The organism is Rhodovarius crocodyli, from assembly GCF_004005855.1.
In the GTDB taxonomy this organism is placed as follows: Bacteria; Pseudomonadota; Alphaproteobacteria; order Acetobacterales; family Acetobacteraceae; genus Rhodovarius; species Rhodovarius crocodyli.
The window spans coordinates 367,333-380,821 of record NZ_SACL01000004.1 but is presented as its reverse complement, the minus strand read 5'-3'; the positions used below and the strand labels follow the sequence as shown (position 1 = coordinate 380,821).

The window sequence follows — 13,489 nt, the reverse complement described above, 5'->3', positions numbered from 1 at the left end:
GCAGGGCTACGCGATTGATCCATCGTCGGTTTCAGGCGGTGACAGGGTGTAAGCGCTGGGGTGGCGGCAAGGGGGTGACGTGGAAGGGGGTGAAAGGGTTTCAGCCCCCATGCATTGGGTCAGTCGTCCTCGGGCTCCTCAGCACTCTCGGCCATGTAGTCCACGTGGAGGCCGAAGCCATGCACCGCGCGTGATAGCACTCCGGATCGGAGGAACTGGCGCATGTCATCCTGCACCAGCCTCTCTCTCCAGAAGCCGGCATCCGTGCGGCGGCTAATTCCCTGCGCGGTTTCGTCGACGAGAGCTTTGGCCCAGGCTGGGCCAGCCATATTGCGCATCGTCCAGGCGGCGATGTGCAGGCGGTCGAGGCAGGTAGCCCGCGCTGCATTGGCCGCCTCCAGGTCCTCCGGGGCGTCTTCCAAGGGGGCGACGATCCAGGCTTGCCGTACGACGAGGCCAGGCTCGATTGGCTCAACCTCCTCGCTGAGGATCATCTCGATGCGGTATTTCGGCCAGGAGGCGTGGATGGGCTCGTCGGTGGGGTCTGACATGGGCATGCTCGTCTGTTATCGAGCGACCATAGCACCTCGGTGAGAAGTGGGGCGGCGCGCCTGTCCCGTCGACGCCCAGGCCTGTATCCTGGCGGCTCCACTGCTGGGATACAGACCGTGATCATGATCGAACGCTTGCCGCACAGCGACGGCTTGCCTCTCCCCTCTGCTGCGACGTCCGGTGCTGCTGGCGTGGATCTGATGGCGGCGGTGCAGGAGCCGGTGGTGATCCCGCCCGGCGGCCGCGCGCTGGTGCCGACCGGGTTCGCGGTGGCGCTGCCCGTGGGCCATGAGTGGCAGATCAGGCCGCGTTCTGGCCTGGCGCTGAAGCACGGCGTCACTGTGCTGAATGCGCCTGGCACCATCGACGAGGATTACCGCGGCGAGGTGGGGGTCATCCTCCTCAACGCCGGCGCCAAGGCCTTCGAGGTGACGCGCGGCATGCGCATCGCCCAGGCGGTGCTGGCACCGGTGGTGAGGCAGGTGCTGGTGGAGACGAACAGGCTGCCCATCAGCGAGCGCGGCGCCGGCGGGTTTGGGAGCACGGGGGTGGGCGCCTAGATTACCCTCCCAATAACGCCTTGATCAGCTCCACCGCGCCAGAGGCAACCAGATTACCGGCCGCACCCTCGCATGCCGTGCGGACCGATGCCAGCAACGTGCGGATCTTCGACGGGTCAGGCGATGATTGACCGGCCTCGTGCTGAAGCGCCGCTAAAGCCGGCGCCATCGCTGAGCGTACCTCTGGCGGCAGGGCGCTCGAATTCATCTCGAGTTGTGCGATCAGCTGTCGAAGCGCGGCTACGTCGATCGAGCCCACATGGGCGTGCTGGTTGAGATTTAGTTGAGCGCTGCCACTGATATCGCCTGCAACGCCGATGTTGTTGGCGAAGTAATTGTTCGTCACAATCGATCCTTTCTGTCGCTCAGGCATCGAGAACTGCATGCCGGCACCTAGGACGCCCTCGCGTTCCAGCGCCATGGCCCAGTCCAGTACCAAATTCCTTACTCGGTCAACGATTGCCCAGATGGAGGCGGGAGTAAGGTGGATCGCCATGGGAAAGTCAGTGCTGAACATCTTCCTGAGTATCGTGTACTGCTGATTGCTGTAATTTATTTGGAGATAGTCTTCATTGGGGTGGCTTCGGATTGTCTCCTCCAAAGCGCCCGCTGACTGAATTATGTGGGCTGTGGATATTGCTTCCGCAAAATCGTTGTCCGATATCGTCATCGGTATCCAACCATGGAACGGATTCCGTGCGCGTGGGCTGCCTTTGACTTTACGATACTTAGGGAGGTCATCATTGACTACGCCTTCGTAGCCGTTCAGCTCGTGCTCAATCCACTCGCGGGCACCCTCCACGCCCAGCTTTATAGCAACCAACTTCGACATCCGAAGTAAGGTTGAAATTGAGTCCTGGGCGTCGAAGGCTTTTTGCTGAAGTTGTATCACCAGCGGGAGGCCGTCATTCATTTCGGTAGAATACGAGCGACGGGGAGTGATTCCTAGCATTCAGCTTCCGCGGCTCTCGGCGCCGGCTTGTGAGGATCACTCATCCACCGCAACTTCCATGCGCGCGGACGGCACATCGATGGTCACCACCCGCCAGGGCCGTGAGGCCATGGGGTCGTGGCGAAGGTAAAGCCCGACATTCCGGTCGCGCCCCACCAGTTGCCGGGCGGCGGCTGCCTCGTGCGGCCCGAGAAACCGCCCCACTTCACGCGCCATCGTCTCTGTGACGTGCGCCAGCATGCCGGATTGCGCAGCGAATTTCTCGAATGCCCGCTCCTCGGCACCTGCGGACTGGTACAAGGCGGCCCGAAGGCGCTGCTGGAATAGGGCCAGCTCCTCCTTGGTCGCGGCCAGCTCGGCCTGCAGTCGCTTTACAACGGCCCGGTGGGCGCGCTTCTGGTTGCGGCCGTATCGGGTCATGGCCTGGTCCTCAAACTCGCGTCATAGGCCTGCCGCGCTTTGGCAGCCCATTCGCCGAACTGGCTGGGCCGGTTGGCCCAGTCACACGCCTGCATGGCGATGCCGAGGAGGCACATGGTCAGCAGGATGCGGAGGAAACGAAGCATGGTCAGTGCTCCTGCGTGCTGTGGAGGTTCAGCGCGTCTTGGATCGCCTTCTCCACCTCATAGGCGTCCACGCCCCAGCCAGGGGCGGTGGTGGTGTGCCGAATGTGATGCTCGTGTCCGTCGTGCATCCGGACAACGAGGTTGGTGTAGCTGTGCCCACGGTCCCAACGCATGCTGGCGACGTATCGTGGGTTGATGGACAGATCGCCGGCCTTGATCACTGCATGGCTCCCTCAGTCCGAATGATGGCCAGAACCGCCTCCACGGATGGAGCGCGGCCGGCGTTTTCCGTCGCCTTCACGATGGCGCGCTCGACCACGTCGTATCGGCCCTTGGCTTCCTGCAGCATCTCGAGGAAGGCGGGCGTCGTGATGCTGAAGTTAGCGGCCATTGACGGCTCCTTCCGGCGGCCCGGCCTTCTCAGCGCAGGCGAGGCACATGAACGAGGAGACCCGGATCTTCTGACCCCGGCTGGTGGCGGCCTCGTAGGCCACCTCCCTGGTGCTCATCCCTTGCGGGTACTGCCACCTCGAGCAGGAAGGGCATTGCGTCTGGCGTAAGCCCGCCTTGTGCTGGACTTCGGCCCAGTCGTGCCAGTCCAGGTAGCCCTTGGGCTCGGGGTCGCCTGGCTTGAAGCCGGGCGAATAGGTCAGGATGGTGCCGTCTCCGAGGCGTGCGGTTGCCATGGGTCAGGCCTCCATTGCCGTGGCGGGGAAGACAGGCGGCGCCACCTCCCTTGGAATTCCAGGGGACCTCTGTGGCCGCTGCCAAAAGGGATCGCAGGGCGTGCTGAGGGCGGCCACCCGCTCGAGCAGGCCGCGCTGCTCCAGCTGCCGGAGGCGCCGGCCGAGCCGCTTGTATTCGACGGAGTGGCGAAGGGCGGCCGAGATGCGCCAGGTGTGGTTGCCCTTAGGGCCCACGGCGTGGAGCAGGGCTTGGTCGCTGATGGCTGGGGTCATGACGTCCACCTTCCGAGGTGCTCGACCACCTTGCCGGCGTTCTTCTTCCGCGCAGCATATGCGAATTCCCGCTCTATCCACTGTCGCGCGCCCTCCGCGCTGCTGCTGCTGTTGAACCCGACCTGAAGCCAGAAGGGCCACCACCAGCGGCGGGCCTGGACCATGAAGCCGGAGGCGTTGTCGGTGACGATGCGGTACTCAGCCATCCTGGGCCTCCATCGTCGCCGGCGGATAGGTGAACCCGAGCGCCGGCTTCCAGCCGCGAGGCCGGCGCGCGATCTTCCAGGCATGGCGCCATGCGGGCGTTGACCACAGGCTCCGCCACCAGGCGCGCCAGGGCGTGATGCGCCAGGCGTCGCGCCCCTCGCGCTCGACGACATGCAGGTTCCAGAGCTGGCACCCGACATAGAAGGTGGCCCAAGTCGCGGCGTAGAGCAGGGCGCATGTGGTGATGGCCACCCAGCCGGCGGCGGCGGCCCACACGATGGCGCCGGTGGCGATGAAGCCGAGGACGTACCAGGGGAGGTCAAAGGTCATTGGCGAACTCCAGTACGAAGCCCGCGATGCCGCCCGGAAACATGGCCATGATAGCCACGCCCACCATCCAGGCATCTGCGCCCGATCCCCATTGAAGGGACGTCAGCAGCGCGACCAGCACTTGCAGCCCCAGGCCTGCGGCGAAGACAGCGGTGGCAGCGCAGAGCGCCAAGCCGGTCGCCTGGGCGGTGGCGCGCCCGAGGCGCTTCAGGGTGACTTTCTTCGAGGCGCCGCTCATGTGTGCTGCCCCAGTCTGTTAGGAAACTCGGGGTCAGGGAGCGGTGGCGCAAGCGGCGCCATTGGAACCATCCCGATGGCGAACAGCCACAGGCTCGTGCCACCGCACACGCCGCAGGTCAGCACGTCCAGCGTGGGGTGCTCCTCACTGGGCACGAGCGACCAGTCAGGGGAAAACTGCGCGCACTGCCGGCACCACGGGCAGGTCTGAATGCCGCCGTGGCGGAGGAGAAGGCGCTCCTCCTTCCTCCGGGTCAGCCAGCCGAGCATCTTGGATTCGAGGCGGCGGATCACAGCCGGCCCTCCGCCACCAGCACCAGGGCCCACCACACGACCTTGCAGGCGACATGGCAGGCCTGGTCCTGGTTGAAGCTCAGCCAGCCGCGGCACTTGGCATAGTCGGTCCAAGCGTGTGCCACGGCCTCGCCCAGGCCCAGGATGGATGAGCCGGTCAGGGCAGTGACCATGCCGCCATGGATCAGGGCATGAGCGGCCAGGCCGTGCGGCCAGAGGCGGGCGCCGATGTCGCTGCGCGGATCCTTCATCCGGGCGAGAAAGTCGCCCTGCAGCGGGTAATCGCAGAGGGCGTGCCCGGCCAGCAGCAGGAGCAGGAGGGCAAAGGGGTCGGCCGGGGTCATTCGCCGCCACCCCCGCCGCCCGGATCACCACCGCCTCCTCCGCCACCCACATCGCTGGCGCCGCTGGAGTAGGAGTTGTTGCTGCTCTCGTTGCCGCCGCCGCTGGAGCTGGGCGTGCTGCTGGCGGGCGTGGCGCTCGGCGTGTGGCTGTCCAGGAACAGCGGCGTAGGCATATGGAGGGTGGTGTAGTCCTCCCGCCGATGGCCGGGCCCTCCGCTGGGTGCAGCCGCGATGCGCGGCGACGCCGCCGGGGGCGAGGAGGCGAGGCGCGGGCCACGAACGCTCGTCGCCCCCAAGCCAGCGACGACACGCTGCTGCTCGGACATTGGGGTCTGGAACAGCTTGTCGTGCTTGCCATCAAGCCAAGCCTGATCCAGCGGCACATAGCCGCCGCCATCCCTGAAGATGAAGCGCCGAGCGCCGGTCACGGCGTTCTGCTGGTAGATGTGGCGCGTGGAGCGGCCCATCTCGCGCCAGGCGAAGCGCGCACGAAGGCGTGCCCAGAGGCTTGGTGCGGTGGTCATTCCCGGTTCTCCCGTGGCTCAGGCTTCCACTGCCCATCGGCGTCGAGGTGCGCAGGTGGCCACCCTCGGACGAGGATGGTGAGCGCGCGGTAGCCGCGCGTGACGATGTAGTAGATTGGCGCCACCAGCAGGATCATCCCGAGGGGGCCGAGCGCGCCGAAGGCGCTTAGGGTGTCAGCCATGAGCTGCCTCCCGTTGGAGCTGTTCTCGATAGATGGTGGCCGCTGCAGCGAGGCGCTCCGCTCGAGCGGCTTCGGCCTCCGGAAGAAGGCGGACAAGCAACGGCTCAGCGACCCAGGCGTCGGTCCCGTCGAACATGAGCCAGTGCCCATCGGGCCAGATGCCGGAGTATCGGGCGGCAAAGATGCCCGTGCTGCCAGCCTGGATGGCGCGGACCTCGCTGCCGTCTTTCGGGCCGTACTTGGCCTCCATCCAGCCAAGCTCCTGCAGGCGGTAGTAGGCACTTGAGAGAAACCGTAGAGCGCTGGGTTCATCCGGCATCAGCTCGTGGCGACGGGCCTTCGCAGCCTGAGCCTGGTCCCACAAAGCCCGCGCTTCATCAGGCGACATCTGGCGCCGCACGCCATCCTTGTCGGTGTAGCTGCCGCTGATCGCGGCCAGGCGCGTGGTGTCGATGTCGCTCATCGGCGGCTCCAGTGTGTGGGCTTGCGCGGGGGCGCGGTGATCTTGAGGGGCGAGGCCAGGGCCATGTTCACGGCCCGGCCGCCCTGGCTGTGCTCGTCGTCCAGCACGGTCAGGACATGGGCACGGTCCGGGGACCACATCATGCGGATGGTCACGGCGCCCACCGTCACCGCCCAGCACTCGGCCCAGCCGTTGGACTGGATCTTGGAGGACAGCAGCAGCGCGCGGCGGTCCAGGATGGACATCACTGCATGGAGCCATTCCAGGCGCGTGAGATCCCGGCCGTGGCGTTCGAGCATCCGCTCGCGGGCATGCAGCGTCACGCCGGGGACGGCATGGTGCATGTCCTGCAGCATCTGCTGCCGCCGCGCGTCGAAAGAGCCGTCTGGCATGGTCGCCTCCTGTCCGAAGGCGGGGCGGATGACCCCGCCCATCGACCATGGTTTCGGGTTTCACCAGACTGGAAGGGGGGATGGGGGTGGGGGTCACGGCATGCACCAGCCGAAGGTCCAGGCGAAAAACGCCTCCCGCCATGAGGTGGGGGCGACGAGCCAGACCGGCCATGTGGCGGCCCAGGCGTAATATGCCTGGGGGCAGAAGCGCGGCGCCACCACGGACAGTGCCAGCGCGGTCCCGGCGAGCCAGACGGCGCCCGCGATCGCGAGCAGCACCAGAGCGCTGATGCGGAGCTTGCTCATGCTGCCTCGCTTCCAGCCGGGGCCAGAAACCCTGACCAGTCCGTAGTGATGTCGGCGAGCTCCTCGGTGGGAAGCTTGTGGTCCCACTCGTCGTGCTCGTGGTTGACCTGCCGGTAGAACAGCGGCGTGCCCTTCAGGGGGCCGGGGTGCAGCCAGGCCCAGTCTGGTTCGGGCCTGCCATCGTCCAGCTGCCGGCGGTCGAAGCCCTTTGCCAGGACGACGATGCACTCGTCGCCAGTCGCCGCCTTGAAGGAGGACGCGCGGTAGCCGTGGTGCTGGATCAGCACCTCCATGGCGCGCTTGCACTGCTTCTTCAGGATGCGGCGGTTCATTTCGGTTCACCTGCGGCCAGCCGCGCCCCGAGGACGTCCGCGATCTCGGGGACCTCCTCGCACAGGGCGCCGAGCAGCGCGGTTGTGTTCCAGAGGTTGGCCTTGGAGGGCTTGCGGCCCGGCCAGACCTTGCGGGCCAGGCGCTCGCACAGTTGGGGGTCAAGCTGCACGGGGCCCCTCCTGCTGCGCGCGGCGGCTCTCCTGCAGGATCCGGCGCCGCACCTCATCCTTGTGCTGGCTGCCGCAAATCAGCTGGAAGAGGTCGCAGTTCCAGGCGGCGAGGCGCCGAGCATAGCGACGGTAGGCGCCCTCCCGCGCACCGCACCCGGAGAACACGATGTCCGGGCAGTCGGGATCGGCGTGCCGGATGATGAAGGCCTGGTCCTCGTCCCTGTCGGACAGCACCATGCGAACCTCAGGGCTGACCTCGGCCAGGGCGCGGATGTAGATCTCCGCCTGCCAGAGGTCGTCCTTGCAGGGCTCGCGGCCCGGGCACGCGGCCTTGGCCACCGCGCGGATGAGGGCTTCATTCGGTTGCATCGGGCGTCTCCACGGACTTCACGAAGGCCTCGGCCTCGTCCTTGGTGGCGAACTCCATGATTTCGTCGCCATCATGGTTGCCGTCAGCGTCGCCAATCGGGACGCGGACGGCCCAAACGCGGCGCACGATCGCCCAGGCATGCACCTCCACTGGAACCAGGAAGTCCTGGAAATCGAGGGCCTCGGCGACACCGTAGCCGGGCAGCACCTCGTCCCCAGCAAGGGCGAAGGTGTCCGCGTCGAATCTCGATCGCGTGCTGATGACCTTGCCTTGAAGGTCGCTCACCTGTTCTGCAGCACGGTCGAGATGCCGCCTCAGCGCGATGAGATCGGCTGCGGTGACGCCGCCAGTGGGGCCGGCCTCCATCGGGCACGGCTCGGAGTGATGCCGGAAGTGCTTGCGCACCACCCCCTGCGGCAGATCGGCGGGGTCGGCGCCACCCATGTACCGGACCATGGCGCGAGCCCAGTCCAGCAGTGCCGCGTCGTCGCGCGGGTTCGGGCAGTAGTCGTGGTTCAGCTCGATCAGGGTGCGGTTGCTCATGCTGCTTCCTCCGAGGGCATGGCCTCTGCGGCCAGGGCGCGCTGGGCATTGCCTCGGATCTCCTGGACCCGGCTGAGCCAGCGCTCGAATTGGGCGTCGGTCATCTCGACCAGATGCGCGTCCACCACGCAGAACGGGCCCGCGCGCAGCACGGCCTGGTAGTTCTGGTGGTGGGTGTTGAACCACCAGTCGCCGCGCTGGGGCGTGGCGGTCCAGCGGGCGGTGGCGATCTCGCGGATGCGCGCCTCGCGGGCGCGGGCGACGGGTGCGGTGCTCATAGGCGCGACCGCCGGCGGCGGCGCAGATAGCGCTCTCCGCACCACCAGCCAGCCACGAAGCAGCCGATCGCCACGGCAAGGAGCTCAGGCATCGGCGACCTCCGCAGCGGCGCGGTAGCGCGCAGCGCCCTCCGCGATGAAGCGGCGAGCCTGTTCCTCGGTGATGTAGCCGGCGTCCGGCCAGGTGCCGTAGGGCTCGCGGTACTGCCACCGGGGATCGCCGATCACCTCTCCGCCGATGCCCAGCGTCCAGTGGGCGCCGCGCGACCGGAAGTAGAAGGGCTCGCCGTCGATGGTGCCCTCGGCCTCGACCGGGCACTGGCCCGCCAGGGTCTCGATGATGATGCCGGGCATCGGAAGAGCGTGGTCAGCCATCGTTGCGCTCCTGGGCGGCCGGCTCCACGACTTGCCACTCTTCGTCGTCGATGGTGGGCTGCTGATACCCTTGGATCACCCCGGCCCCATCAATCTCCAGGATGATGTAGTCGCCGTAGCCTCTGCCGCCGTGGCATAGGAAATCGTTGGGCACATAGTAGCCGGCCCACTTCATCTGCCGCTGCCTGGAGGCATCAGAAAGCCAGTACTGGCCCTCGTCGCAGACCTTGTAGTGGATATCGGCGGTGGTTCCCGCCGGCCAGTCCTCCACCACGCCATCGGCAAGCCGGATGCGCACCTTCCAGTGCTCGCCCACGCGGCCGGGGATCAGGGTGCCATCCTCGTCGGCAACGCCGTTGACCGTGGCGTCCTCCCAGTAGCGGACGCCCGCCTCGACATCGATATGCGTCACCTCAATGGCGACCTTATGGGATACGGTGACCTTCATCTCGGCGTCTCCGCAGCGGCATCGTGGCCGGCTGCTCTTCGGGGTGTCGTTGGCCGTCGCACACGGGGCAGGGCCACTCGGTGCGACGGAAAGGGTTCCAGGCGAGGCCTGTGCCCAGGCAGACCGGGCACAGGCACGGCAGCGGGCGGCGCCCGCCTGTCACGCGTCCTCTTCGAACTGACCGGTGTCGCTGACGCGATACCGCACGCCCACGCGCACTCTCTGCTCGCCGGGCGACAGTTCGCCCTCGGACGTGGTGCACGTGGCGAAGCGATAGCGGACCCCATCCCACCAGACGGCGGAGCCGCAGCTATCGGGGCCGAGCATCAGGCTGCTGTCCGGTCCTGCGGCCGCGAGGCGGCTGGATCTGCCCGATGCCGCAAGACGGCAGGATCTGCCTGAGGACGCGAGGCAACCATCGCCGCCTGTGGCCGCGATGCTGCTTTCATCGCCTGATACGGCGAGACGGTTGCAGCTGCCCGAGGCCGCGATGACGCTTTCGTCGCCACACGCCGCGATTTGGTCGGCGTAGCCCGAGGAGACCACGATACTGGCGTCACCGGAGGTCGCGACGTTGCTGAAGCGTGTCGATACCGCGAGGCGGGCAGCATGTGCTGAAGACGCCACGCGGCCGGAATAGATCGAGCACTCGCTGCGGCCAGCGTAGCTATCCAGGGCTTTCCCAGCCGCCTGCTGGGTGATCCTGGTCATGTCAGTGACAGCCCGGGCAACGAAATCGCGCCGCAAGCCCCAGGCGTCTATGGCGCGATAGTCCAACCACAGGGCATCAGAACGGAGGTTTTCAGCCAGCAGAGCCTCGCTGGTTTCACCGTAGCTGGCGCCGTCGGGAAATTTGGTGCGGAACCATTCGCGGCCTTCCTCATGCCAATCCCACTCGCTGAGCAGGTCGATCGTGATGTGGCAGGAATCGGCGGCGGTATCGGGGGCGGCCATGGCGCTGTCGGATTTGCTCATGCGGTGGCTCCATGGTTGGCCGGGGCGCCACCGTCCCAGACGGTCAGCGGCTCAGCGGCGCGGATGTAGAGGGGGTGGCGGGGCTGCCCGTGTTTCGTGAGCCCCAAGCAGTGGGGGCGAAGGCCAGCATCTCGGATGAGGTCCAGGACGGCGCGCACGCGGTCCGCTTTGGCATGGGCGCCCCAGGCGCAAACGACCGTCTCGGCGTCGAGCAAGGCCCGCCGGATATGGCGGTCGTTCTCCGTCCCCACAGGATCCTGGTGGCACCACAGTGCCTCAGGCTGAGACGAGCGGAGCGCGTAGAGGTTCACCACCGTCACCTGGTCGAAGCCCCAACGCCGGGAGAAATCGACCACGCGCCGGATCGTGGGATCGTCCTTCAGGGCGTCGGCGGTGCTGGGGTTCAGCATGGCCCAGACCACGGACCTGCGCCCGTGGCCGAGCACTCGGCCCAGGGTGTAGCGATAGGTGCCGCAGGGGCTGATGAGGGCGCTGCGCGTGTTGTCCACGGCCAGGAGGAGGTCGGTCATGCGCCCGCTCCCACAGCGCGGGCCAACGGCAGCGGCGGGGGCGTTTTCTGGCAGGATGCGAGGTAGACCCCGGCCATCACCGCAATGGCCTCGATGAAGTTAAGGAGCGCCAGCGCCGCGCCCTTGTCAGCAATGGCGTTAGGCAGCCCCAGCGCGCTCAAAGGCACGACGACCAAGTCAATGTACCGGAACAGCACCCAATCCGCGCGGAGCGGGTTCATGGCGCCTTCCTTCAGGCGCTGGTCCACTTGGCTGGCGCGACTGGCCATGTACCAGATGGCCACCAGCTGCAGGAGTGAGGCTGCCAGGCGCATAGTGGTGAAGGCGCCCTGGCTGACCACCAGGAAGTCCGCGGTCAGGCTCAAGCCCAGCGCCGCGACCAGGCATTCCCGGCCGATCTTCAGCGGGGAGGCCCAGCCAGCGAGGCCCGTGGCGATGGGCTGGAAGACGCGATCCAGCAGCCAGGTATCCGCGCGCTCGAAGGTCATGCCGCCACCTCGGCGGCCTTCGCCGCGTCGATGTTGGCGTGCTCGACCCGGAAGGTCAGGGCGGCGACCCAGGGATTAGCGGCCCAGGCTTCGGGGCCGTGGAGGTCGCCCCACAGGCGGCTGAACCAGCTGCGCGCGCTGTGGCGCGCCAGCCCGAAATGCTGCTCGCCTTGGGCAGTCACCCACCGTCCAGATCGGAGCTGCAAGCCGCCCTCGGCGCACGCATCCTCCTCGCTGATCTCCTGCAGCCGTTGCACCCGCACCTCCTCGATGTGCAGTGTGAGCCGGCTGGCCCAGCGCGGCATGAAGATGGAGGGGCGGGCAGTTCCCCATGCGCGAGACTTGTCGTCCTCGGCAAACCAGATCGGCAAGTCGCGCTGAAGGTCGCCAGCGAATCTCTGGAGATCGCGCGGCGCCGTCCCGTCGAATGCGCAGTCTGTCCACCACGCCTCCCGCACCCACAGCCGGTCGCCGGGGGCGTAGCGAAGGCGCGCCCAAAAGTGCTCGCCGTCCGCGTCCACGGGCCATGCTCGCAGAGGGCGGCGCGGGGTTTGCTCCGGCTCGCTCCACCGCCACAGTCCTGAGGGAACCCACTGATGAAGCGCGTTCATCATTTCGGGTTGCTCGCAGAAGGTGGCCCATTCAGGCGGCTGCGGCTTCAGCACCCGCCGCGTCTGCGCCTTCCTGCCGTCCAGCAGGGCGCGCACCATCGGCGCCGAGAAGATGATGGGGCGGTCGGTCACGGCGCCACCGCCTTCGGCTGCACGGCGCTCGCCGGCACCCAGAAGATGCTGTTGCACGCGTTCCAGTCAGCTTTGCGGCCGACCTTGCCCGCCTTCTCCAACTGCACCATGGCCTTCCGCACATCGGCGGTCCGGGCGTCCAGGCGCTTGGCAAGAACCCAAGTCTGGGCGCCAGAGCCGAGCTCCTTCAGGAGGCGCGAGGGCGTCAGTTTGTTGCCGGCCATCAGGCAGCACCCATCCCGCCGGCCCAGTTCAGGACAAGCGGCCCGCCACCGATCTCCGGCAGCAGCACCCCGTCAATCTTGTCGGGGCGCACCCATTTGGCGGCGAAGTCGAAGACCCCATTCCGCTCCACCACATAGACGACGCCCTCAGGCGTATCCTGGCATCCCAGCCCGCCGCCGCGCTCGCAGGCAAAGCTGAAGGCGGCCTCGATCGAGAGGGGGGCGCCGAAGTGCAGCAGCTTGGCCGCGCAGAGGCCGGCCAGCGTCTTGACCTTGTAGAAGCTCGCCATCGGCTGCCTCTTCCGCCCCTGGAAAAGAGCGAAGGGGGCGAAAAGCTGCTCGACACTGGTGATCGCGTATCGCGAGCCATGGGCCTGCAGCATCCACTCCCCGACCAGCCGCGTGTCGGCAGGCATCGCGTGCCGAAAGCGCTCGGCACGGGCCGCCACCCACTCGGCGAAGCGGTGGTGTTGCGGGAAAGGCGACGTGCTGGCGTGGTAGCCAGCGCGGGTCAGCGGGACGATGTCGTCCCCGATCCGAGCGACGCAGCAGCAGGAGCCGTCCAGCTTCTCGGTGATGTGGATGACGTCGTGCTTGTCACGCGCCTTGTCAGTGCAGATCGCGGCCTGGCCGGGGTGGATGGTCCAGTCCCCAGGCCCAAGCCGAGATCCAGGCAGGTGCGGCGTGCTGCCATACGCCTTCATCTGCAAAGGCTTCGGATTGGTCTGTTGCGCCGCGCTCACGAGAAGGCCCTCCGGAAGAAGGCTCGCACGCGATCCCGGAATCCAGTCTTGGCCGCCGGCATCAGCGCCCGCCGGATGGCCCGCGCCTGCTCAGGCCGGCAGGGCGGCGCAGCCTGTGGCAGCTGGTCCAGGAAGTTGAACAGTTCACGGGCCGCGATCCCGGCCTCGCCCGGCTGCGAGAGCATCTCCTCGCGCAGCGGCATCACCCCGGGCAGGATGGCGATAGCCATGCGGCGCGCGTGCCCGACCTGGCGCGGGCCCGCCTGTTCCCAGTCTGCATCATGCAGGGCGTAGAGGTAGCGCTGCAGTGCCTCGAGGGGCTGGCTCGCCTCCTTGAAGGCGTCAGCCCAGAACCCGCTCTCAGGCGGCGGGGCGAAGCTCAGGTGGTTGGGGTCGGACAT

At 67.2% G+C, this 13,489-nt stretch carries 32 protein-coding genes; 1 reads left to right on the top strand and 31 read right to left on the bottom strand.

The window, feature by feature from the left end:
- Positions 1-119: 119 nt before the first annotated feature.
- Positions 120-551, bottom strand: a complete 432-nt coding sequence (locus EOD42_RS13975) for a hypothetical protein (protein ID WP_127788152.1) — start codon at positions 549-551, stop codon at positions 120-122.
- Positions 552-674: 123 nt separating this feature from the next.
- Here EOD42_RS13975 and dut point away from each other — a divergent pair, with 123 nt between their 5' ends.
- Positions 675-1,112 carry a dUTP diphosphatase gene (gene dut, locus EOD42_RS13970; RefSeq protein ID WP_127788151.1) on the top strand — a complete coding sequence of 146 codons (438 nt, stop codon included), beginning with the start codon at positions 675-677 and terminating at the stop codon, positions 1,110-1,112.
- A 1-nt stretch (position 1,113) separates the two neighbouring features.
- On the opposite strand, the gene EOD42_RS13965 is transcribed toward dut, so the two are convergent.
- The 30 genes from EOD42_RS13965 to EOD42_RS13845 all read right to left on the bottom strand — a co-directional run bounded on the left by EOD42_RS13965 (position 1,114) and on the right by EOD42_RS13845 (position 13,489).
- Positions 1,114-2,025 carry an AbiTii domain-containing protein gene (locus EOD42_RS13965; RefSeq protein ID WP_127788150.1) on the bottom strand — a complete coding sequence of 304 codons (912 nt, stop codon included), beginning with the start codon at positions 2,023-2,025 and terminating at the stop codon, positions 1,114-1,116.
- Between the two features lie 75 nt (positions 2,026-2,100).
- Positions 2,101-2,484 (bottom strand): hypothetical protein, encoded by a 384-nt coding sequence (locus EOD42_RS13960; protein ID WP_127788149.1) that lies wholly within the window; start codon positions 2,482-2,484, stop codon positions 2,101-2,103.
- Positions 2,481-2,630 carry a hypothetical protein gene (locus tag EOD42_RS25960; protein WP_164867940.1) on the bottom strand — a complete coding sequence of 50 codons (150 nt, stop codon included), beginning with the start codon at positions 2,628-2,630 and terminating at the stop codon, positions 2,481-2,483. The genes EOD42_RS13960 and EOD42_RS25960 overlap by 4 nt, the downstream gene beginning before the upstream one ends.
- Positions 2,631-2,632: 2 nt before the next feature.
- Positions 2,633-2,803: a hypothetical protein gene (locus EOD42_RS25955; protein WP_164867939.1), complete on the bottom strand. Its 171-nt coding sequence runs from the start codon at positions 2,801-2,803 to the stop codon at positions 2,633-2,635.
- Positions 2,804-2,847: 44 nt separating this feature from the next.
- Entirely contained in the window at positions 2,848-3,021 is a 174-nt protein-coding gene (locus EOD42_RS25950; protein ID WP_164867938.1) for a hypothetical protein, read from the bottom strand.
- Entirely contained in the window at positions 3,011-3,316 is a 306-nt protein-coding gene (locus tag EOD42_RS13955; protein ID WP_127788148.1) for a hypothetical protein, read from the bottom strand. Before EOD42_RS13955 ends, EOD42_RS25950 begins: the two co-directional genes overlap by 11 nt.
- 269 nt (positions 3,317-3,585) lie before the next feature.
- The gene (locus EOD42_RS13950) at positions 3,586-3,795 is read right to left on the bottom strand and encodes a hypothetical protein (protein ID WP_127788147.1); all 210 of its coding nucleotides are present in this window, start codon (positions 3,793-3,795) and stop codon (positions 3,586-3,588) included.
- A complete protein-coding gene (locus tag EOD42_RS13945; RefSeq protein ID WP_127788146.1) occupies positions 3,788-4,126 on the bottom strand; it encodes a hypothetical protein in 339 nt (112 codons plus the stop codon). The genes EOD42_RS13950 and EOD42_RS13945 overlap by 8 nt, the downstream gene beginning before the upstream one ends.
- Positions 4,116-4,364, bottom strand: coding sequence for a hypothetical protein (locus EOD42_RS13940; RefSeq protein ID WP_127788145.1), 249 nt, complete (start codon positions 4,362-4,364; stop codon positions 4,116-4,118). Before EOD42_RS13940 ends, EOD42_RS13945 begins: the two co-directional genes overlap by 11 nt.
- On the bottom strand, positions 4,361-4,657 hold the full coding sequence (locus tag EOD42_RS25945) for a hypothetical protein (RefSeq protein ID WP_164867937.1): 297 nt from the start codon (positions 4,655-4,657) through the stop codon (positions 4,361-4,363). Before EOD42_RS25945 ends, EOD42_RS13940 begins: the two co-directional genes overlap by 4 nt.
- The gene (locus EOD42_RS13935; protein ID WP_127788144.1) at positions 4,654-5,001 is read right to left on the bottom strand and encodes a DUF3307 domain-containing protein; all 348 of its coding nucleotides are present in this window, start codon (positions 4,999-5,001) and stop codon (positions 4,654-4,656) included. The genes EOD42_RS25945 and EOD42_RS13935 overlap by 4 nt, the downstream gene beginning before the upstream one ends.
- The gene (locus EOD42_RS25940; RefSeq protein WP_164867936.1) at positions 4,998-5,525 is read right to left on the bottom strand and encodes a hypothetical protein; all 528 of its coding nucleotides are present in this window, start codon (positions 5,523-5,525) and stop codon (positions 4,998-5,000) included. Before EOD42_RS25940 ends, EOD42_RS13935 begins: the two co-directional genes overlap by 4 nt.
- Positions 5,522-5,707 (bottom strand): hypothetical protein, encoded by a 186-nt coding sequence (locus EOD42_RS13925; RefSeq protein WP_127788143.1) that lies wholly within the window; start codon positions 5,705-5,707, stop codon positions 5,522-5,524. Before EOD42_RS13925 ends, EOD42_RS25940 begins: the two co-directional genes overlap by 4 nt.
- On the bottom strand, positions 5,700-6,170 hold the full coding sequence (locus tag EOD42_RS13920) for a hypothetical protein (RefSeq protein WP_127788142.1): 471 nt from the start codon (positions 6,168-6,170) through the stop codon (positions 5,700-5,702). Before EOD42_RS13920 ends, EOD42_RS13925 begins: the two co-directional genes overlap by 8 nt.
- On the bottom strand, positions 6,167-6,562 hold the full coding sequence (locus EOD42_RS13915; RefSeq protein ID WP_127788141.1) for a hypothetical protein: 396 nt from the start codon (positions 6,560-6,562) through the stop codon (positions 6,167-6,169). Before EOD42_RS13915 ends, EOD42_RS13920 begins: the two co-directional genes overlap by 4 nt.
- A gap of 93 nt (positions 6,563-6,655) precedes the next feature.
- Positions 6,656-6,868, bottom strand: a complete 213-nt coding sequence (locus EOD42_RS13910) for a hypothetical protein (protein ID WP_127788140.1) — start codon at positions 6,866-6,868, stop codon at positions 6,656-6,658.
- The gene (locus EOD42_RS13905; protein ID WP_127788139.1) at positions 6,865-7,200 is read right to left on the bottom strand and encodes a hypothetical protein; all 336 of its coding nucleotides are present in this window, start codon (positions 7,198-7,200) and stop codon (positions 6,865-6,867) included. The genes EOD42_RS13910 and EOD42_RS13905 overlap by 4 nt, the downstream gene beginning before the upstream one ends.
- Positions 7,197-7,370 (bottom strand): hypothetical protein, encoded by a 174-nt coding sequence (locus EOD42_RS25935; RefSeq protein WP_164867935.1) that lies wholly within the window; start codon positions 7,368-7,370, stop codon positions 7,197-7,199. Before EOD42_RS25935 ends, EOD42_RS13905 begins: the two co-directional genes overlap by 4 nt.
- Positions 7,360-7,740, bottom strand: coding sequence for a hypothetical protein (locus tag EOD42_RS13900; RefSeq protein WP_127788138.1), 381 nt, complete (start codon positions 7,738-7,740; stop codon positions 7,360-7,362). Before EOD42_RS13900 ends, EOD42_RS25935 begins: the two co-directional genes overlap by 11 nt.
- Positions 7,727-8,284: a hypothetical protein gene (locus EOD42_RS13895; RefSeq protein ID WP_127788137.1), complete on the bottom strand. Its 558-nt coding sequence runs from the start codon at positions 8,282-8,284 to the stop codon at positions 7,727-7,729. Before EOD42_RS13895 ends, EOD42_RS13900 begins: the two co-directional genes overlap by 14 nt.
- The gene (locus EOD42_RS13890; protein ID WP_127788136.1) at positions 8,281-8,562 is read right to left on the bottom strand and encodes a hypothetical protein; all 282 of its coding nucleotides are present in this window, start codon (positions 8,560-8,562) and stop codon (positions 8,281-8,283) included. The genes EOD42_RS13895 and EOD42_RS13890 overlap by 4 nt, the downstream gene beginning before the upstream one ends.
- Before the next feature lie 84 nt (positions 8,563-8,646).
- A complete protein-coding gene (locus EOD42_RS13885) occupies positions 8,647-8,937 on the bottom strand; it encodes a hypothetical protein (RefSeq protein ID WP_127788135.1) in 291 nt (96 codons plus the stop codon).
- A complete protein-coding gene (locus EOD42_RS13880; protein ID WP_206020354.1) occupies positions 8,930-9,385 on the bottom strand; it encodes a hypothetical protein in 456 nt (151 codons plus the stop codon). The genes EOD42_RS13885 and EOD42_RS13880 overlap by 8 nt, the downstream gene beginning before the upstream one ends.
- A gap of 159 nt (positions 9,386-9,544) precedes the next feature.
- Positions 9,545-10,360, bottom strand: coding sequence for a hypothetical protein (locus tag EOD42_RS13875; protein ID WP_127788134.1), 816 nt, complete (start codon positions 10,358-10,360; stop codon positions 9,545-9,547).
- On the bottom strand, positions 10,357-10,890 hold the full coding sequence (locus EOD42_RS13870; protein WP_127788133.1) for a DUF1643 domain-containing protein: 534 nt from the start codon (positions 10,888-10,890) through the stop codon (positions 10,357-10,359). Before EOD42_RS13870 ends, EOD42_RS13875 begins: the two co-directional genes overlap by 4 nt.
- Positions 10,887-11,378 (bottom strand): hypothetical protein, encoded by a 492-nt coding sequence (locus EOD42_RS13865; protein WP_127788132.1) that lies wholly within the window; start codon positions 11,376-11,378, stop codon positions 10,887-10,889. Before EOD42_RS13865 ends, EOD42_RS13870 begins: the two co-directional genes overlap by 4 nt.
- On the bottom strand, positions 11,375-12,121 hold the full coding sequence (locus EOD42_RS13860; protein ID WP_127788131.1) for a hypothetical protein: 747 nt from the start codon (positions 12,119-12,121) through the stop codon (positions 11,375-11,377). Before EOD42_RS13860 ends, EOD42_RS13865 begins: the two co-directional genes overlap by 4 nt.
- Positions 12,118-12,345 (bottom strand): hypothetical protein, encoded by a 228-nt coding sequence (locus EOD42_RS13855; RefSeq protein ID WP_127788130.1) that lies wholly within the window; start codon positions 12,343-12,345, stop codon positions 12,118-12,120. The genes EOD42_RS13860 and EOD42_RS13855 overlap by 4 nt, the downstream gene beginning before the upstream one ends.
- Positions 12,345-13,088, bottom strand: a complete 744-nt coding sequence (locus EOD42_RS13850) for an RNA ligase family protein (protein WP_127788129.1) — start codon at positions 13,086-13,088, stop codon at positions 12,345-12,347. The genes EOD42_RS13855 and EOD42_RS13850 overlap by 1 nt, the downstream gene beginning before the upstream one ends.
- On the bottom strand, positions 13,085-13,489 hold the full coding sequence (locus EOD42_RS13845; RefSeq protein ID WP_127788128.1) for a hypothetical protein: 405 nt from the start codon (positions 13,487-13,489) through the stop codon (positions 13,085-13,087). The genes EOD42_RS13850 and EOD42_RS13845 overlap by 4 nt, the downstream gene beginning before the upstream one ends.